This is a genomic window from Rhodococcus sp. P4_C10, assembly GCF_056402135.1.
The window spans coordinates 1-15,504 of record NZ_JBFUHZ010000051.1 but is presented as its reverse complement, the minus strand read 5'-3'; the positions used below and the strand labels follow the sequence as shown (position 1 = coordinate 15,504).

At 68.3% G+C, this 15,504-nt stretch carries 12 protein-coding genes and 1 pseudogene; 8 read left to right on the top strand and 5 right to left on the bottom strand.

The genetic code is table 11. The features are described from left to right. The first annotated feature begins 142 nt into the window (after nt 1-142). Nucleotides 143-1,132 carry a rod shape-determining protein gene (locus AC1DWC_RS23435; RefSeq protein ID WP_477911945.1) on the top strand — a complete coding sequence of 330 codons (990 nt, stop codon included), beginning with the start codon at nt 143-145 and terminating at the stop codon, nt 1,130-1,132. On the opposite strand, the gene AC1DWC_RS23430 is transcribed toward AC1DWC_RS23435, so the two are convergent. From AC1DWC_RS23430 to AC1DWC_RS23420, 3 genes are all read right to left on the bottom strand, one after another. Then, entirely contained in the window at nt 1,133-3,967 is a 2,835-nt protein-coding gene (locus AC1DWC_RS23430; RefSeq protein WP_477911903.1) for an FtsW/RodA/SpoVE family cell cycle protein, read from the bottom strand. It lies immediately after the preceding gene. Nucleotides 3,968-3,990: 23 nt separating this feature from the next. Next, complete coding sequence (locus AC1DWC_RS23425) at nt 3,991-5,232, bottom strand: hypothetical protein (RefSeq protein ID WP_477911901.1); 1,242 nt, start codon at nt 5,230-5,232, stop codon at nt 3,991-3,993. 583 nt (nt 5,233-5,815) lie between these two features. After that, nucleotides 5,816-6,085: a LuxR C-terminal-related transcriptional regulator gene (locus tag AC1DWC_RS23420; RefSeq protein ID WP_477911899.1), complete on the bottom strand. Its 270-nt coding sequence runs from the start codon at nt 6,083-6,085 to the stop codon at nt 5,816-5,818. 730 nt (nt 6,086-6,815) lie between these two features. Between AC1DWC_RS23420 and AC1DWC_RS23415 the strand changes: the two genes are divergently transcribed. Beyond that, the gene (locus AC1DWC_RS23415) at nt 6,816-7,202 is read left to right on the top strand and encodes a hypothetical protein (RefSeq protein WP_477911897.1); all 387 of its coding nucleotides are present in this window, start codon (nt 6,816-6,818) and stop codon (nt 7,200-7,202) included. Between the two features lie 83 nt (nt 7,203-7,285). On the opposite strand, the gene AC1DWC_RS23410 is transcribed toward AC1DWC_RS23415, so the two are convergent. Then, nucleotides 7,286-8,296, bottom strand: a complete 1,011-nt coding sequence (locus tag AC1DWC_RS23410; protein WP_477911895.1) for a Vgb family protein — start codon at nt 8,294-8,296, stop codon at nt 7,286-7,288. Between the two features lie 378 nt (nt 8,297-8,674). Between AC1DWC_RS23410 and AC1DWC_RS23405 the strand changes: the two genes are divergently transcribed. From AC1DWC_RS23405 to AC1DWC_RS23385, 5 genes and pseudogenes are all read left to right on the top strand, one after another. Further along, nucleotides 8,675-9,796, top strand: a complete 1,122-nt coding sequence (locus AC1DWC_RS23405) for a class I SAM-dependent methyltransferase (protein WP_477911893.1) — start codon at nt 8,675-8,677, stop codon at nt 9,794-9,796. 130 nt (nt 9,797-9,926) lie between these two features. Then, nucleotides 9,927-10,049, top strand: coding sequence for a hypothetical protein (locus AC1DWC_RS23400; protein WP_477911891.1), 123 nt, complete (start codon nt 9,927-9,929; stop codon nt 10,047-10,049). A gap of 106 nt (nt 10,050-10,155) precedes the next feature. Further along, a complete protein-coding gene (locus tag AC1DWC_RS23395) occupies nt 10,156-12,339 on the top strand; it encodes a malate synthase G (protein ID WP_477911889.1) in 2,184 nt (727 codons plus the stop codon). Between the two features lie 142 nt (nt 12,340-12,481). Beyond that, nucleotides 12,482-14,260 carry a substrate-binding domain-containing protein gene (locus AC1DWC_RS23390; RefSeq protein ID WP_477911887.1) on the top strand — a complete coding sequence of 593 codons (1,779 nt, stop codon included), beginning with the start codon at nt 12,482-12,484 and terminating at the stop codon, nt 14,258-14,260. 86 nt (nt 14,261-14,346) lie between these two features. Continuing rightward, a pseudogene (locus AC1DWC_RS23385) lies at nt 14,347-14,583 on the top strand (metallophosphoesterase); the annotation flags it as partial. A 57-nt stretch (nt 14,584-14,640) separates the two neighbouring features. On the opposite strand, the gene AC1DWC_RS23380 reads toward AC1DWC_RS23385, so the two are convergent. Next, entirely contained in the window at nt 14,641-14,811 is a 171-nt protein-coding gene (locus AC1DWC_RS23380) for a hypothetical protein (protein ID WP_477911885.1), read from the bottom strand. A 323-nt stretch (nt 14,812-15,134) separates the two neighbouring features. On the opposite strand from AC1DWC_RS23380, the gene AC1DWC_RS23375 reads away from it, so the two are divergent. Beyond that, the coding region (locus AC1DWC_RS23375; protein ID WP_477911883.1) for a leucine zipper domain-containing protein at nt 15,135-15,504 on the top strand (370 nt) is incomplete at its 3' end.

The following is a 15,504-nucleotide window of genomic DNA, read 5'->3' as shown; positions in this document are numbered from 1 at the left end:
TCCCCACTGGTCGGTCATGATCACTGCAACGTGTTGCGCAAAAAGGGGTTACGGCAACTTTGGCGGCACGGATGCCTTCCGAATGACGCCGCCGCTCCGTACCATCGATATGGTCTCGCTGAAATCCCTTTCGGAGGCCGACGTGAGTGGACTCGGTATCGATCTCGGAACTGCCAACACTGTCGTCGGGACCCCCGAGGACGGCATCGTCTTGAACGAGCCATCGTTCATGCTGATTCGAACCAAGGACCCCAACAGGGCTCTGGCGATCGGCACGGACGCGCGGAGCCTCGTCGGCCGCGCTCCCATCGGAATCACCCCGGTTCGTCCGATTCGCGACGGTGTGATCGTGGATCTGGAGTCGGCCGGGACATTCGTCGCGGCCGTCGTCAAGCGCGCCGCCCCGGCCAGGCGATACGGCCTACGGCCGAAGGGCGTCATCGCGGTTCCCGCGGGCGCCACCCCGCTCGAGCGTCGCGCACTGCTCGAGGTCGGACACGAGGCTGGTCTGCGCAAGGTCGCTTTGATACCGGGGCCGGTCGCGGGTGCACTCGGCTGCGGGATCAACCCGCTCGAACCGCGTGCCCACCTCGTAGTCGATTTCGGTGGCGGCACTTCGGAGATCACCGCGTTCTGTTTCGGTGGCATTCTCTCCCACCGCAGTTGCCGACTCGCAGGGGATGAACTCACCGACGCACTGCACCACTATCTACGGGCGGAGCGCAATGCCATCGTCGGCGAGCTCACCGCCGAGCGGGCGAAGCTGGGCGCGCCCGACACCGCCGAAGGACAGTCGCTCGTTGTGGAGGGCCTCGACGCCGTGACCGGCCGTGCCCGACTGGTCACCCTCGAGATCCAGGAAATCGTCGATGCCTTGCGGCCGACCACGACGAGCATCGTCCAGACACTGACCGCGTGTCTGGAGGACCTTCCCGCGCAGGCGATCGGTGACGTGATGTCGGAAGGGCTGCTCGCAATCGGCGGTGGGTCGATGCTGCATGGTCTGTCGCAAATGCTCGAACAGTCCTTCGGGTTCCCGGTGAAGACTGCCGAGCGCCCACTCACCTGCGTCGCCGAAGGCGCTACGGCATGTTTGGATCACCCTGAGGTGCTTGCCGCGTACAGCAGCTGATCACCGCGTCGGCGCCACGCCGGGCGGTCGCGGGAAGTAACGCTCGAGGAGCTTCTTCACCACGGGCCCCGCAGTTGCCGACCCGAAACCGCCCCCACGGACCAACACCGACACCACGATTTCCGGAGCATCGATCGGCGCCACGGCGGAGAACCATGCATTGAGACCTTCCCCCGGCGCCGACGGATCCTCGGCCGTCCCGGTCTTGGCACCGGCCGGCACCGGAAGATCGGCGAGTTGACCGGCCGTGCCGGCCGACGCGGAGGCACGCATCCCCGCTCGTACTGGTCCAAGTCGATCCGCGAAGGGCAACCGTAGCGGTGCCGCCGTCGGAATCGGGACGGTGTCGGTCGTCCCGTACGCCGCCGCGAGCTGGGGTGTCACCACCGCGCCCGTGGCGATGCCCGACGTCCATCGCGCCACCTGCAGCGGGGTCGCGCTGACGGTGCCCTGACCGATGCCCATCAGCAGGGTCGATCCGGGATACCAGGTGGCCCCGATGCTTCCGACGTTCTCTGGCGTTCCCAGGAATCCCTCGGCCTCGCCGGGCAGGTCGATCCCGGATCGTCGGCCGACTCCGAGTTGCCCCGCGACGTCCGCCATCTTCTCGGGACCGAGGAGTTCGCCGAGCTTGTAGAAGTAGACGTTGTCGGACCACTGGATTGCCCCGATCAAATTGTTCGGGCCCATCGGTTTCCAGTTCCCGAAGGTGTGCCCTCCGTAGGTGTAGGACGCGCCGGTGTCGATCACGGTCTCCGGCGCCAGCACCGGGTACTGGGTGTTCGCCGCCGCGACCACGATTTTGAAGGTCGAGCCGGGCGGTACAGCGGTCTGGGTTGCGTTGTTCACCAACCGACTCGGCCCAGGGGCCTGGGCCTGGTCCGCCAGCGCGACGAGGTCGGCCGGGGGCCCGTACACGTTGTTGTCGGCGCCGGGGACGCTGGCAAGCGCCAAGACGGCGCCGGTGCGGGCGTCCATCACGACCGCAGCACCGAGGTCGCCCTTGCTGGTGCGCACCGCCTCCGCGAGCGCGTCGGTGGCCAGGATGTGCATGCCGAGGTCGAGGTGCAGTCGCAGGTCGTGACCCCGCATCGGGTCCACCCGCTCGCCCGTCGCAACCGGACGCCCGGAGGGACTGACGTACATGCACTGCTTGCCGTCGCTGCCGCGGAGCAGCGCGTCGTACTGCTTCTCGAGCCCCGCCTTGCCGACCCGTGAACCGAGCGCGAGGTGCGGCCAGCGTTCCATGTCGTCGGGGTCGGCGACACCGACGTGCCCGAGGACGGAGCCGAGCACGGCGCCGTGCGGGTAGTGCCTGCGACCGGACGGCACCACGAGGACCCCGGGAAGGTGGGCGTCCACGACGCGTCGGGCCTGATCGGGTGGGATCTTGCCCACGACGACGTGTGACTCCCCTTCTCCACGTCCTCCGATCAGTTCCGTCAACGCGTCCGGAGACGTGGCGAGCAGCGCGGCGAGCCGACTCCGAGCGCCGTCGCCGTTCTCGTCGAACATCTGGGGGACCACCGCAACGGTGTACTCCGCCACGTTCTCCACGAGAGGAACACCGTTGCGGTCCAGGATGAGTCCTCGCTCAGCAGGCAGGCGAATGCAGCGCATGATCTGCTGGTCGCTCATCGCCCGGAACTCCGTACCCCGATCGTGCTGCAACTGCCACGCGAACACCGACATCGCGACAAGGGACGCGGTCAGTGTGAGCGCGCCTGCAGACAGACCACGAGGACGACGGCGCCGGCGCGGCTCCGACGCCCACAGCGGCCGCGCGACACCGTCTCTCCGCACGGCGAGCACCAGTCCGATGGCGGCGAACCCGACGATCGACGCGGTTCCCCCGTAGCTGAACAGCGGAATCGGCATCCCGGCGTGGGGCAGCAGGGAGAGGCTCGCGCCGATCGACACCAGCGCGTGGAACCCGAACAGAGCCCCGATGCCGGCCGCGACGAGGGCGGCCTCCCGGGTTCGCGCGGTTCGCGCGGCGAGCACAGCCCGCCACACGATGACCGACGTCGCCACCACAACGGCGAGACCGGCGACAAGGCCCCATCCGTACACCAGGCTGGCGAACGCCAGGTCATGCTCTGATTCGGGAAGGTACTCGGCCCGGACGTCGTACACCGGGTCGCGCGCCAGGCCCCACAGTCCGCCGCTGCCGATCGCGATGTTCGCCTGCAACTCGGCCCATCCAACCCCGGCCGTGTCGGCGTCGCTCGACAGAAACACTTGGACGCGCTCGAGCTGATAGGGCCGGAGAAACAGCACCGCGAGGGGCAACGAGACGATCCCCGCTGCGAACAACGGAATCAGGGGAAGCAACGGGACCCGGGCGAGGACGAGCATGAAGCCCGCGGTCGCGACGAGGACGACGGCGGTGGACAGGTCGGGTTGCAGTGCGACGAGCGCCACGGGCACGGCGGCGATCGCCAGAGTCGCCAGGAATCGAGCCAGCGTGAACCCCGCCGCGAGCATGCCCGCGGGAACCAGGACGAGCGCGAGCTTGGCAAGCTCGGACGGCTGGATGGTGATCACACCGAAGTCGAGCCAGCGCTGGGCACCCTTGGTCGCCATCCCGGCGAAGGGCACCGCCGCCAACAAGACGGTGGCGACGCCGAGTACCGCCCAGCCGAAGGCGCGCAGGTAGCTCATCCGCAGGCGGGCGACCACGCACATGACGACGAGGCCGACTGCCGCGAACAGTGCGTGGCGAACGGCGGCCGCTGTCATTCCCGTCGCAATCAGATTCAGGAGGCCGAGCACCACGAGGACGACGGCCGCCGCGACGATCCACGGGTCGGATTCCCGCTTGCCTCCGAGCATGCGTCCCCCGCTCCCCGGGCCGCTCAACAGACTGCGTTCTCGGAAGGCACCAGCAGCGGCTCGGACGCGGCCGTCGCAGGGGCGCTGGTGATCGCGGCGACAGCGAGCGCGGTGCCAGGCGGCAGGTCCGTCCGCCCGATGCCGTACACCTGCTGTGTGCCCGACTGGACGGACTGGGACACGTCACCGTTGGTCCGCACCTGCCCGGAGCATCGGTCGTACACCGTCAGTGTCCAGGTCACCGCGCCGACACTTGTCGCCGGATCGAGGTGCACGTCGACCCGAATGACGCACGATCCTCCGGCCCGGCATTCCCCGTTGGCCGGTGTGGCGGTGACGAGGGTGATCGGCCCGGCGCTGCCGGGGGCACCGACGTCGACGGGCGCCGGCGCCTTGCCCACGGCGTTCGGGGACGGGGCGGGTTGATCACCGACGGGTTCCGGTGGTGGCGGCGAGACCGGCCGAATCTGATTTTGTTCCTCAGTCTTCACGGGGTTGAGGACGGTGTCCCAGCCACGGCGTAGCTCCGACCACATCCGCGGAGCCGTCCACACCGCCCCGAGCAGTACCAGGATGATGACGAGACCCAGTACACCCTGGCGCCGCGACGGCCGTCTTCTCCTGCGATGCCACGGACTCCGGACCGGAGGGAACCAGTGGTCCGGCGCGAGCGACGTCTCGGCCGACACCGGCAGCCGGGTCGACGCGGCGGCCGCCGCGCCCCCGACCTGCTCGCCGGGCAAGGAACGCCCCCTCGTGGCCGAGACCAGGTCGGCGAGTTGGCGCCGCCTTCTCCGTTCCTCGTCCAGGTCCGACTCGGTCGCGACCGCGTGACGCGCGTGTCTCGTCAGAGCGGCAACATCCGTTGCCCCGGAGATCGATTGGTCCAGCCGATCGGCGAGCACCGGATCGCCGCAGTTCGCCACAATACTGAGCAGCAGACTCGCGGCCGCCTCCTGCTGGTCGTGCCCGGATTCCGTACTCCGGGGGCACTCGATCGTGAGCTCCCCGCTTTCGGAGACCGTCACGGCGTCGCCCCCGAGACCGACCGGGGAACGGCCCTGGCTGCGCGCCATCTCCAGCTGATCGATCGCATCCGTGAGGAGCAGTGTGGCCTGCGCAGGCGTCAACGTCGCCGCCGCGAGCAGCCTCGGCAGGGCGACGCCACCACCACCCGACCCGACCGCGACACGGCCGGGCGGTGCAGACCGGGAATCGGTCGACGCGCCGCGTCTCGCATGGAGCCCCGTCACTGCTTCGATCATCCTGCACCCCGAAACGCTATGCCTCCCGCACCGGCCGCGACTGGACCGAAATGGGTGGCGGCGGAACATGAGTCGGGCTTCTGTCGAACTCCACTACGCTGCGATGCTCATTAAACTCCGATCCGCGCCGGCGGACATGCCGTTTAACCATCCGAGATCGAGGTGCGGATCGAGCGCCCGCGCCGGTGGATGGAAACCTCACTGGTCGCGTCGCTGACCTGCGGCTGCACGCGGTCTCGACGGTATGGGCGTCTTGGCTGGGGCCTCACTCCGAGAACTCCCTGCACGCCCTTCCGCCGCGGATGCTCCGGACATGAGATCCGGGCCCGCGTCGCGGCGATGTTCACCGACCGTCCCGCGCCGGCGCGGGGCGAAGACAGGGCGAGGAAGTCGGCATGAACGCCACCGTCGCACCCCACTCACCCGCGCCCGCGGCATCGGCGGCATCGGCGGCATCGGCGAACACCAGCACCGCCTCGCCCGCATTGCCGCAGGGAAAAGACTCGACGCCGTTGCATGAGCACCGACGCGGGGTGTCCAGCCGGTCGGGTCAGACGATCCACCCTGCGTCTTTCAGCGCAGATCAGCGCGGAGCAGGCCCGTGATGAGTGCGCCGATGGACAGCAGCAGCCGGACGAGTTCGGCTTCTGCTGTCCGTGCCGGTCTTGTCGAAGGCGTGCTGGAGGTGTGTCCTGATTGTGGTGGTCGAGACGGAGAGGTCCCCGGCGACTGGCTTGAGTCCGTCGCCCTGCGCCACCCGCAGGTCGACCTCCGCCTCGGTGTCGGTGAGCGCGTACACGCGCCGCAATGCGGTGGCGTCCAACTCGGGCTCACGATCAGGATCGTTGATCATGATGAGAACGCAGGCTCTCGCAGAATTCAGTTCGGCGGTCTCTCCGGCAGTGCCTGCACCGAGCGGAACCACGTGAATGGCTTATTCGCATCGCCCAGATGGGGGCGGGCAGGAAAGCGATCCACCGCTGGAACCGAACAGCTCGGATCCCCGGGCCGCGGCAATCTCCAGCCACACACTGTTGGTACCGCCAGTCAGCCGGACAAACAGGCGGGACCGTCCCCGCAGTGGTTGGGGCGGCACCAGTCGGCATAGAACTCGGTGTGCATGTTGGAGGATCAGCTCCGTTCCGGTGTGGACTAGGCCGACCGGAGCCCTCCACCGCTGCTGCCACACAGTCGAGCCGGCCGTAGTACTGGTTGTAGGTCGTTCGTGCAGAGGGATCACTGCCGAAGTGACGCACCATGACATTGGATTGCCAGCTGGTCAGCGCCGACGCCAGCAGTCCGGAGCCAACAGCGTTGAAGGCGCGGACAAGTTGGACGAGGGCCGACTCCCACTGCTTGGGGTCGACCGCCGATGCGTAGATCGCAGATATGAGCCGGGAAATTCGTCGACGGTGAACATTGACCACCCCTGCATCGATTGGACATACGGCGTCAGGTGGTTCCGCTCGATTATCGCCGATCTCATCTGTTTGTACGAGGCAGTGTCTGTCGGTCAGCGATGTACTGGTTGGGGCTTCTGCCCAACCGATGGACATTTCATTCGAACTTCGAGGGAGATCGCCATGAGAGCCAACATGCGCCGCATCATTTCTGTTTCAGCCGCAGGTGTGGCAGCGGCATCCCTGGTGCTTGCCCAGTCGGGCCTAGCCGACGCCGAACTGCCCGCGCGGTATTACTTCACATCGAATTCGAGCAACATCACCGCCCATGTCACAGCGGGCCCGACCGACGTTCAGGGTTGCAAAATCAATGAGATCAACCTCGGAATTCTTGGGTCCGCGTCCATCCCGGCGGGCGTGTCTGGCACCGTGGTCACGCCGACGCTGCCTAGCGGTCCGCACGACGTGGAGCTCTGGTGCAACACCACAATGGTCAAGAAGGAGACAGTGTCCGTCCCGCCGGGACCGATGGACCAGCTCCGGGACACCATGGAGGGTTTCGGATCATAGGGCGTCGACAACCAACGTGTCGCCGCGCGCCAGGAACAGGGTGTCCGGTGTCGCCCGCAATGGCGTAGTGAGCACCATGGTGACTACCAAGGTTTGTACTCGGCGATCTTGTTACCGAGCGACTCGGCGAACCAGAGGCTGCCGTCCTTCAGGCATGGATCCGTGTGCATCGGATTGGCGGTCGGCGCCTTGGTGCAGCCGATATCGATGGGAAGGGAAAGCGGCGTCGGAATCGGGAAATAGGTGATCGCATGCGTGACGGGATCGATGCGCCCGATCCTGTTGGGGTACAACTCGGGGAAATACATGGCGCCATCAGGTCCAGCGGCGATCGTCGTCACACCTGTCAGCGGGAAGGGAAGTGGAATATCGACGACCACGCCGGTGTCGGTGTCGAGATATCCGACCCTGCTCAGACCCGCCTCTGTGAACCAGACCGAATGTCCGTCCGCTCCCGGGTCGAGATCGACGACATTCGAGAAGGTCGATGAGATCTGATAATTGGTGATCTGGTGGGTGAACACATCGATGCGGCCGATACGGTTGCCCACCGGTTCGGCGTAATAGACGCCGCTACCGACGACGGCGATGTCCTGCGGTACCGACAGGCGGTCGACCTCGAATTCCTGGAAGCCGTGGGTAACCGGATCGAAGCGGGCGATCTTGCCTGGGACGGATTCGGTGAACCACAGTCCACCGTCCGGCCCGGGCTTGATGTCAGCGAGGAATGCCAGCGGACTCGGAACCGGGAACAGGTCGACGTGTCCGGTTGCCGGGTCGAGTGAGCCGATGCTGTTGCACGACAACGCCGTGAACCAGATCTTGCCCTGCGGACCGCCGGTAACCGGGTACGGGCCGCACGGCTGCGGCAGCGCGTACTCACGAATCTCCTTGGTGACCGGATCGATTCGGCCCAACCTGTTCGCCGGCGTCTCGGAGAACCAGATGCCGCCATCGCCGCCAGCCTTGATGTCGACAGGGGTCGACATCGGGGTCGGCAACGGGTACTCGACTATGTGAGGATCCGCAGTCGCGACGGTGGGGGCGAATACCCCAGTCAACCCGGCGGCAACGAACGCGACCACCGACGTCATCACCTTGGAGCGGATTCCACAGAGCGCTCGGCAGCGCAACATGTGCTGATGCTATTCCCGATGGACCGTTGCCACAACGTCGCAGGCGATCCACAGGCCCCGCCGCTGGTCCGGTTCTCGATTCGATCGAGCCGTCGTCCGGAACCGCGACAGCCGAACGACACTGTGCCGGTCAGGGTTCTCGAACGACAGTCCATTGACATACCTCACGACAATCGCAAGGCGCGCTTACCACTCCCCACGTCACGAGGAATCAACGACCCAAGCGCTTCGGCATCCGTACCAGGCCCTCGACCCTCGACACTGCTGGTGGCGAAGGAATAGCGTCGACGAAGGTAAGTCCCGCTGACCGGCACCGCAGAAATGAGGCTGGGGGCCATGCACACCACCACCGATCCATTGACAGCCGCCGAGGAACAGTCGCGCGATCGGTTGGTGGACCGGGTGTTCGGTTCCCTGCTCGCGGGCATGGAGTTGCTGACCATGGACCTCGGCCGCAGGCTCGGGCTGTACCCCGCGATACACCGGCTCGGGTCCACCAATTCGGCCGGATTGGCGGCCGCGGCGGGGATATCCGAGCGGTACGCACGGGAGTGGCTCGAGCAGCAGGCCGCGGCGGGGATCCTCGGCGTCGTCGCCGACGGCAGCGAAAGTGACGGCCGCTCACGGTGTTACGAGATCCCGCGAGCGCACGAGCCGGTCCTGCTCGACGAGCAGAGCCCGGCACACATGCTGGGTGCCGCCCCGATGCTCGCCGGATGCGGACTCACCCTGCCGGCGGTGACGGCCGCCTACCGCACCGGCGGCGGCGTCGCCTACGAGCAGTACGGCGCCGAGATCCGGCACGGCATCGGGTCCTTCAACCGTCCCGGGTTCGTCCACGACCTGCCCGGATGGATCGAAACGATGCCCGAGGTGACGGCGCGGCTGCGCGACGGCGCCGTGGTACTCGACGCCGGATGCGGTACCGGATGGTCGAGCGTCTCCATCGCCGAGGCCTTCCCGAACGCCGAGGTGATCGGCGTCGACCTCGACGCCGCCTCGATTGCCGACGCCAGAGCCAACGTCACGGAACGGGGACTGGGAGACCGCGTGCACTTCGAGGTCGCCAACGCCAGCGGGATCGCCGAGCTCGCGGACCGTCGTCGGCTGAGATTCGACTTCGCCCTGATATTCGAGGCGCTGCACGACATGGGCGATCCGGTGGGTGTGCTCGCTGGGATCCGCGAGGTCCTCACATCGGACGGCGTGATTCTGATCGGCGACGAGAACTCGGGCGAAGAGTTCACCGAGGGCGCGGGCGATGTGGAGCGGCTGCAGTATGCGTTCAGCGTGCTGCACTGCCTGCCCGCCACCATGGCGGAGTCGTCGGAGACCGCCAACGGGACGGTGCTGCGCCCGCCGACCGTCCGAAAGTGGGCTGCCGCGGCCGGGTTCGAGTCGTTCACCGAACTGCCGATCGAACACGACTTCTGGCGGTTCTACCGGCTCGACCGTTGAGCGCTGGGCTCGACACCCGATGCGTGAACTCGGGCGGAAACGCCCGGACCCCGGCGCCCGTCGAGCACCTGCCCGCCTCGCACCTGATAGGTTCGACCAGCCGCGACTGGCCCGCGAACAGGACACGCGGGTGCCTCGACACGACTGGTCACCAACCACGTCGCTCGAGACCGCGGCCGGCCGGGCCGACTACGCCCGCGCCCCGTCCGCGCTCGCCTCACGCGCCGCACCACCGCGCGCCGAGATGCCGTAGCGCAGTGTGCGTCCCCTCTCGCACCTGGACAAAGAGTAAGAGGATTACCGGAGAGTAACATGTAGGTCGTCTGCATGGTTTTCACTTAGAAAGAGCGAGGAAATTCATGACTGAGCGCGTTCAGGTCGGTGGGCTTCAGGTCGCCAAGGTTCTCTACGACTTCGTCAGCAACGAGGCACTGCCGGGCACCGGTGTAGACGCCGACGCCTTCTGGTCCGGCGCGGTCAAGGTCATCGAGGACCTCGCCCCGAAGAACAAGGCCCTGCTCGCCAAGCGCGACGAGCTGCAGGCGCAGATCGACGCGTGGCACCGCGAGCGCGCCGGTCAGCCCATCGACGCCGCCGAGTACAAGGCGTTCCTGCAGGAGATCGGCTACCTGCTGCCGACCCCGGCCCCGTTCGAGATCACCACCTCGAACGTCGACGCCGAGATCGCCGGCACCGCCGGGCCGCAGCTGGTCGTCCCGATCCTCAACGCCCGCTTCGCGCTCAACGCCTCGAACGCCCGCTGGGGCTCGCTCTACGACGCGCTCTACGGCACCGACGCCATCTCCGAGGCGGACGGCGCGGACAAGGGTAAGGGCTACAACAAGGTCCGCGGCGACAAGGTCATCGCCTGGGCCCGTGAGTTCCTCGACGCCGCCGCGCCGCTGGCCGCCGGCTCGCACGCCGACTCCAAGCGCTACTGGATCGACGGCACCGAGCTGAAGGTCGAGCTGACCGACGGCACCGTCACCACGCTCGCGCAGCCGGAGAAGTTCGTCGGCTACCTCGGCGAGAAGGACGCGCCCACCTCGGTGCTGCTGCGCAACCACGGCCTGCACGCCGAGATCCAGATCGACGCCTCCTCGCCGATCGGCCAGACCGACGCCGCGGGCGTCAAGGACCTCGTGCTCGAGTCGGCGCTGACCACGATCATGGACTTCGAGGACTCGGTCGCGGCCGTCGACGCCGACGACAAGGTGGTCGGCTACCGCAACTGGCTGGGCCTCAACCGCGGCGACCTCGCGGAGGAGATCGACAAGGGCGGCAAGTCCTTCACCCGCACCCTGAATGGCAACCGGACCTACACCGCGCCGGACGGCGGCGAGCTCAGCCTGCACGGCCGCTCCCTGCTGTTCGTGCGCAACGTCGGTCACCTGATGACCAACCCGGCCATCCTCGACGCCGACGGCAACGAGGTCCCCGAGGGCATCCTCGACGCGCTGGTCACCAGCGCCTGCGCCGTCCACGGCCTGAGCACCGGCGACGCCAACGGCCCGCTGGCCAACAGCCGCACCGGGTCGATCTACATCGTCAAGCCCAAGCAGCACGGTCCCGAGGAAGTCGCGTTCACCGCGGAGCTCTTCGGCCGCGTCGAGCAGGTCCTGGGCCTGCCCGCGAACACGCTCAAGGTCGGCATCATGGACGAGGAGCGCCGCACCACGGTGAACCTGTCCGCGTGCATCAAGGAGGCCAGCGACCGGGTCGTCTTCATCAACACCGGCTTCCTGGACCGCACCGGCGACGAGATCCACACCTCCATGGAGGCCGGCGCCGTGGTCCGCAAGGCCGAGATGAAGAAGCAGCGCTGGATCTCCGCCTACGAGGACTGGAACGTCGACACCGGCCTGGCCGACGGCCTGCAGGGCAAGGCGCAGATCGGCAAGGGCATGTGGGCGATGACCGACCTGATGGCGGACATGCTCGAGCAGAAGATCGGCCAGCCCAAGGCCGGCGCCAACACCGCCTGGGTGCCGTCGCCCACCGGCGCCACCCTGCACGCGACGCACTACCACCGCGTCGACGTGTTCGCGGTGCAGGACCAGCTCAAGGGCAAGCCCCGCTGCACCGTCGACGACATCCTCACCATCCCGCTCGCCCCGAGCACCGACTGGTCGGACGCCGAGAAGCGTGAGGAACTCGACAACAACTGCCAGTCGATCCTCGGCTACGTGGTCCGTTGGATCGACGCGGGCGTCGGCTGCTCGAAGGTGCCGGACATCCACGACGTCGCACTGATGGAGGACCGCGCGACCCTGCGGATCTCCAGCCAGCTGCTGGCCAACTGGATCCGCCACGGCATCGTCACCGAGACCGAGGTCGTCGAAGCGCTCGAGCGAATGGCTCCGGTGGTGGACCGCCAGAACGAGGGCGACGCCGACTACCGTCCGATGGCGCCGAACTTCGACACCAACATCGCCTGGCAGGCCGCGAAGGAACTGATCCTCGAGGGCGTCAAGCAGCCGAGCGGCTACACCGAGCCGATCCTGCACCGCCGTCGCCGGGAGTACAAGGCCGCCAACGCCTGACCCTCCTGACCGCCGCCGATGCCGCCGTCCCGACCTGTCGGGCCGGCGGCATCGCCGCATCTTCCGGACCGGCCCGGATCCGTAGACTGGCGTCCGGCCGATCATCGACAGGCCCGCTCGGCGCGGGCAGACGGAGTGGGACGTGGGTCAACATCGCGGGGCATCCGGATCCAGAGGTGTCAGCCGGGGGCCCGTCATCGCCGTGGTCGCGGTGCTGCTGGTGATCCTTGCGGTGCTCGGCTGGATGCGCCTGCGCGATCGCATCTCCGACCAGGGCACCGCCGCCGCACAGACCTGCGTCGAGGGCGACGCCGTGCTCGACGTGACCGCCGACCCCGACATCGCACTCCCCCTCGGCGAACTCGCGCGCCGCTACAACGACTCCGCGCCCGTGGTGCGCGACCACTGCATCAGCGTGACGGTGACCCCCGCCCCCGGGGAGTCAGTCGCCGACGCGCTCGCCGCCGGTGACCCCGCGCGCTGGACCGGACCCGGACCCGCCCCCGCGCTGTGGATCCCGCAGAGCTCGCAGTCCCTGGCCCGCGTCGCCGACCGTCCCGGTCTGGTGAACGGCCAGCCGAAGTCGGTCGCCTCCTCCCCCGTCGTCCTCGCCGCACCGCCCGCCCTCGCCGACACTCTCGCCGGCCTACCGACCGGCTGGCAGGATCTCGCCGGCCTGCAGTCGGACCCGCGCTCGCTGGACGCGGCGGGCCTGTCCGGGTGGGGGTCGCTGCGGCTGGCGCTGCCGACCGGCGCCGGCTCGGAGCCGACCGGCCTGGCCGCGGAGGCCGTCGCGGCCGCGGTGTCGAACGCGGGCACCGGCCCGGTCACCGCCGAGCAGGCCGCCTCCACCCCGGTGGTCGCTGCCCTCTCTCAGCTCGGGATCGGGTCCGCGGCCCTCGACGGCGGCCCGCCGGCCACCACCGCAGACGCACTGGCCGCCCTCGGCAGCCAACCTCATCCCGCGGCCGGCGCGCTGCACGCGACACCGGCCACCGAGCAGCAGGTGTACCGGGCGACGCGGTCCGGCGCGCCGCTGGCCACCCTGACGCCCACCGGCGCCACGCCCATCGCCGACCACCCGGCCGCGGTCCTGGCCACGGGTTGGGTCGACGAGACCCACAGCCGCGCCGCCGCCCAGTTCGTGGAGTACCTGCGCCAGCCGGAGCAGGTGGCCACGTTGCGTGACGCCGGGTTCCGGACCGAGGACGGCGTGCCGACCGGCACCGACGCCGTGCCGTTCGCCCCGGTCGCGACCGCTCTGCAGCCGAGCAGCGGCGCCGTCGCCGCGACGCTCACCGGCGTGGTCACGCATCCCGTCGCCGCCGCGAACGCCACGGTGCTGCTGGACGTCTCGGGTTCGATGAGCACGACGGAGGGCGGCGCCAGCCGATTGCGCAACACCGCGGCGGCGCTCACCGCGCAGGTCGCGCGCACGCCGGACTACTCCGGACTCGGACTCTGGACCTACTCCCGCGGGCTCGACGGCACCAAGCCGTACCGCGTCGTGGTGCCCACCGGGCCGCTGACCGACCCCGTTGCCGGTGTCGCCCGTCGGAAGGCCCTCGAGACCGCGCTCGGCGGCCTCACCCCGGCCACGGCGACGTCCACCTACGCGTCGGTGCAGGCGGCATACAAGGCCGCGGTCGACGGCTTCGTCACGGGCCGCCCGAACTCGTTGCTGCTCATCACCGACGGCCCCAACGACGACACCTCGATCAGCTCCCGCCAACTCCTCGCCTCGATCCGGGACGCGACGGTGCCGGGCAAGCCGGTGCCCGTCAACGTGATCGTCATCGGCGAGAACTCCGACGTCGCCACCCTGCGACAGCTCGCGGAGCAGACCGGCGGCACCGCGGTCACCGTGCCGACGTCGGACGGACCGGAACTCGAGCAGGCCGTCGGAAAACTGCTGTCCTGACAGATGATCCGACTTCTCGTCTCCGGTGCGTTCCTCGCGCTCGAGGCCGTCGTCGACCTGGCCGGCATCCACGACTTCACCTCGGCGCGCCCGAGGCGAACGAACTGGGCGTGGACCTGAAACTGTCCGGGCACACGCACGGCGGTCAGATGTGGCCGCTCGGGTACCTGGTGCCGCTGCAGCAGCCGTCGGTGACGGGCCTCGACCGGATCGGCGATACCGTGCTCTACACCAGCCGGGGCGTGGGCGCGTGGGGTCCGCCGGTGCGGGTCGCCGCGCCGCCCGAGATCACGATCCTCGAGCTTGCCGTCGACCCGGGCTGACCGCCGTCACCCGCAATTCCGAGTGACCGAATGTCGCATTCGGTCAGTCAGGCGGGGTCAGAGGCACCAGACGAGATCTGCGGAGCCCGGCAGCGGGACCGAGAAGCAGATGTTCAACGACCCGTTCCCGAGTTGACGGCGCTCGGCCGAGGCGCTCGGGGCGGTGACCGCGCCGAGCGCGACAACAACGGCGGTGGCAGCGACGGCTCTTACGAGGATGGACTTCATGGCCTGCACCTTCGGCTGGACGACGGCGGCTTTGCGGCCGCCACCCGCCATCGTCCTCCCCGCGTGACGTTGTACACAATGATCGTTCGGGTCGCTCACGACTTGGCATCAGCACCGATGTCCGCGCTCCCCAATGTCACAGCGACCGCCCGTATGGGCAGCCGCTGTGACATTGGGGGCCAGGAATTCGGGGTCTAGTTGTACTGCCCAGGCAGGTTGGTCGAAGGAATGCAACGACACGCTGTGACCGGTCGTTGAACAGCGAAGGTCTCCTGTCGTGAAGTGGAGCTACTACGACAACCACTCACCGACAGGAGACCTTCGTGGTCCACGCTAACGCACCCCTGACCCCCAGAGGCCGGCTACTGCTGGCCAGACGCATCATCGACGAAGGCTGGCCGGTCAACCGCGCCGCCGAACACTTCAACGTCTCCTGGCCCACCGCCAAACGATGGGCGGTTCGCTACCAGGAGATGGGCGAAGAGGGCATGGCCGACCGATCCAGCCGCCCCCATCGCAGCCCGAACCGCACCCCACCACCACAGGTCCGCAAGATCGTGGACCTGCGATGGCGCAGACGACTCTCACCGCAGGCCATCGCCTCACGGTTGAACATGCCCGCCTCGACCGTGCACGCAGTCCTGGTCCGCTGCCGCCTGAACAGGCTCTCGCACATCGACATCCGCACCGGCG

Excerpts from the sequence above, each read along its gene's own strand:
- AC1DWC_RS23430 (WP_477911903.1), bottom strand. The coding sequence starts at position 3,967 with ATGCTCGGAGGCAAGCGGGAATCCGACCCGTGGATCGTCGCGGCGGCC.
- AC1DWC_RS23425 (WP_477911901.1), bottom strand. The coding sequence starts at position 5,232 with ATGATCGAAGCAGTGACGGGGCTCCATGCGAGACGCGGCGCGTCGACC.
- AC1DWC_RS23420 (WP_477911899.1), bottom strand. The coding sequence starts at position 6,085 with ATGATCAACGATCCTGATCGTGAGCCCGAGTTGGACGCCACCGCATTG.
- AC1DWC_RS23415 (WP_477911897.1), top strand. The coding sequence starts at position 6,816 with ATGAGAGCCAACATGCGCCGCATCATTTCTGTTTCAGCCGCAGGTGTG.
- AC1DWC_RS23410 (WP_477911895.1), bottom strand. The coding sequence starts at position 8,296 with ATGACGTCGGTGGTCGCGTTCGTTGCCGCCGGGTTGACTGGGGTATTC.
- AC1DWC_RS23405 (WP_477911893.1), top strand. The coding sequence starts at position 8,675 with ATGCACACCACCACCGATCCATTGACAGCCGCCGAGGAACAGTCGCGC.
- AC1DWC_RS23395 (WP_477911889.1), top strand. The coding sequence starts at position 10,156 with ATGACTGAGCGCGTTCAGGTCGGTGGGCTTCAGGTCGCCAAGGTTCTC.
- AC1DWC_RS23380 (WP_477911885.1), bottom strand. The coding sequence starts at position 14,811 with ATGAAGTCCATCCTCGTAAGAGCCGTCGCTGCCACCGCCGTTGTTGTC.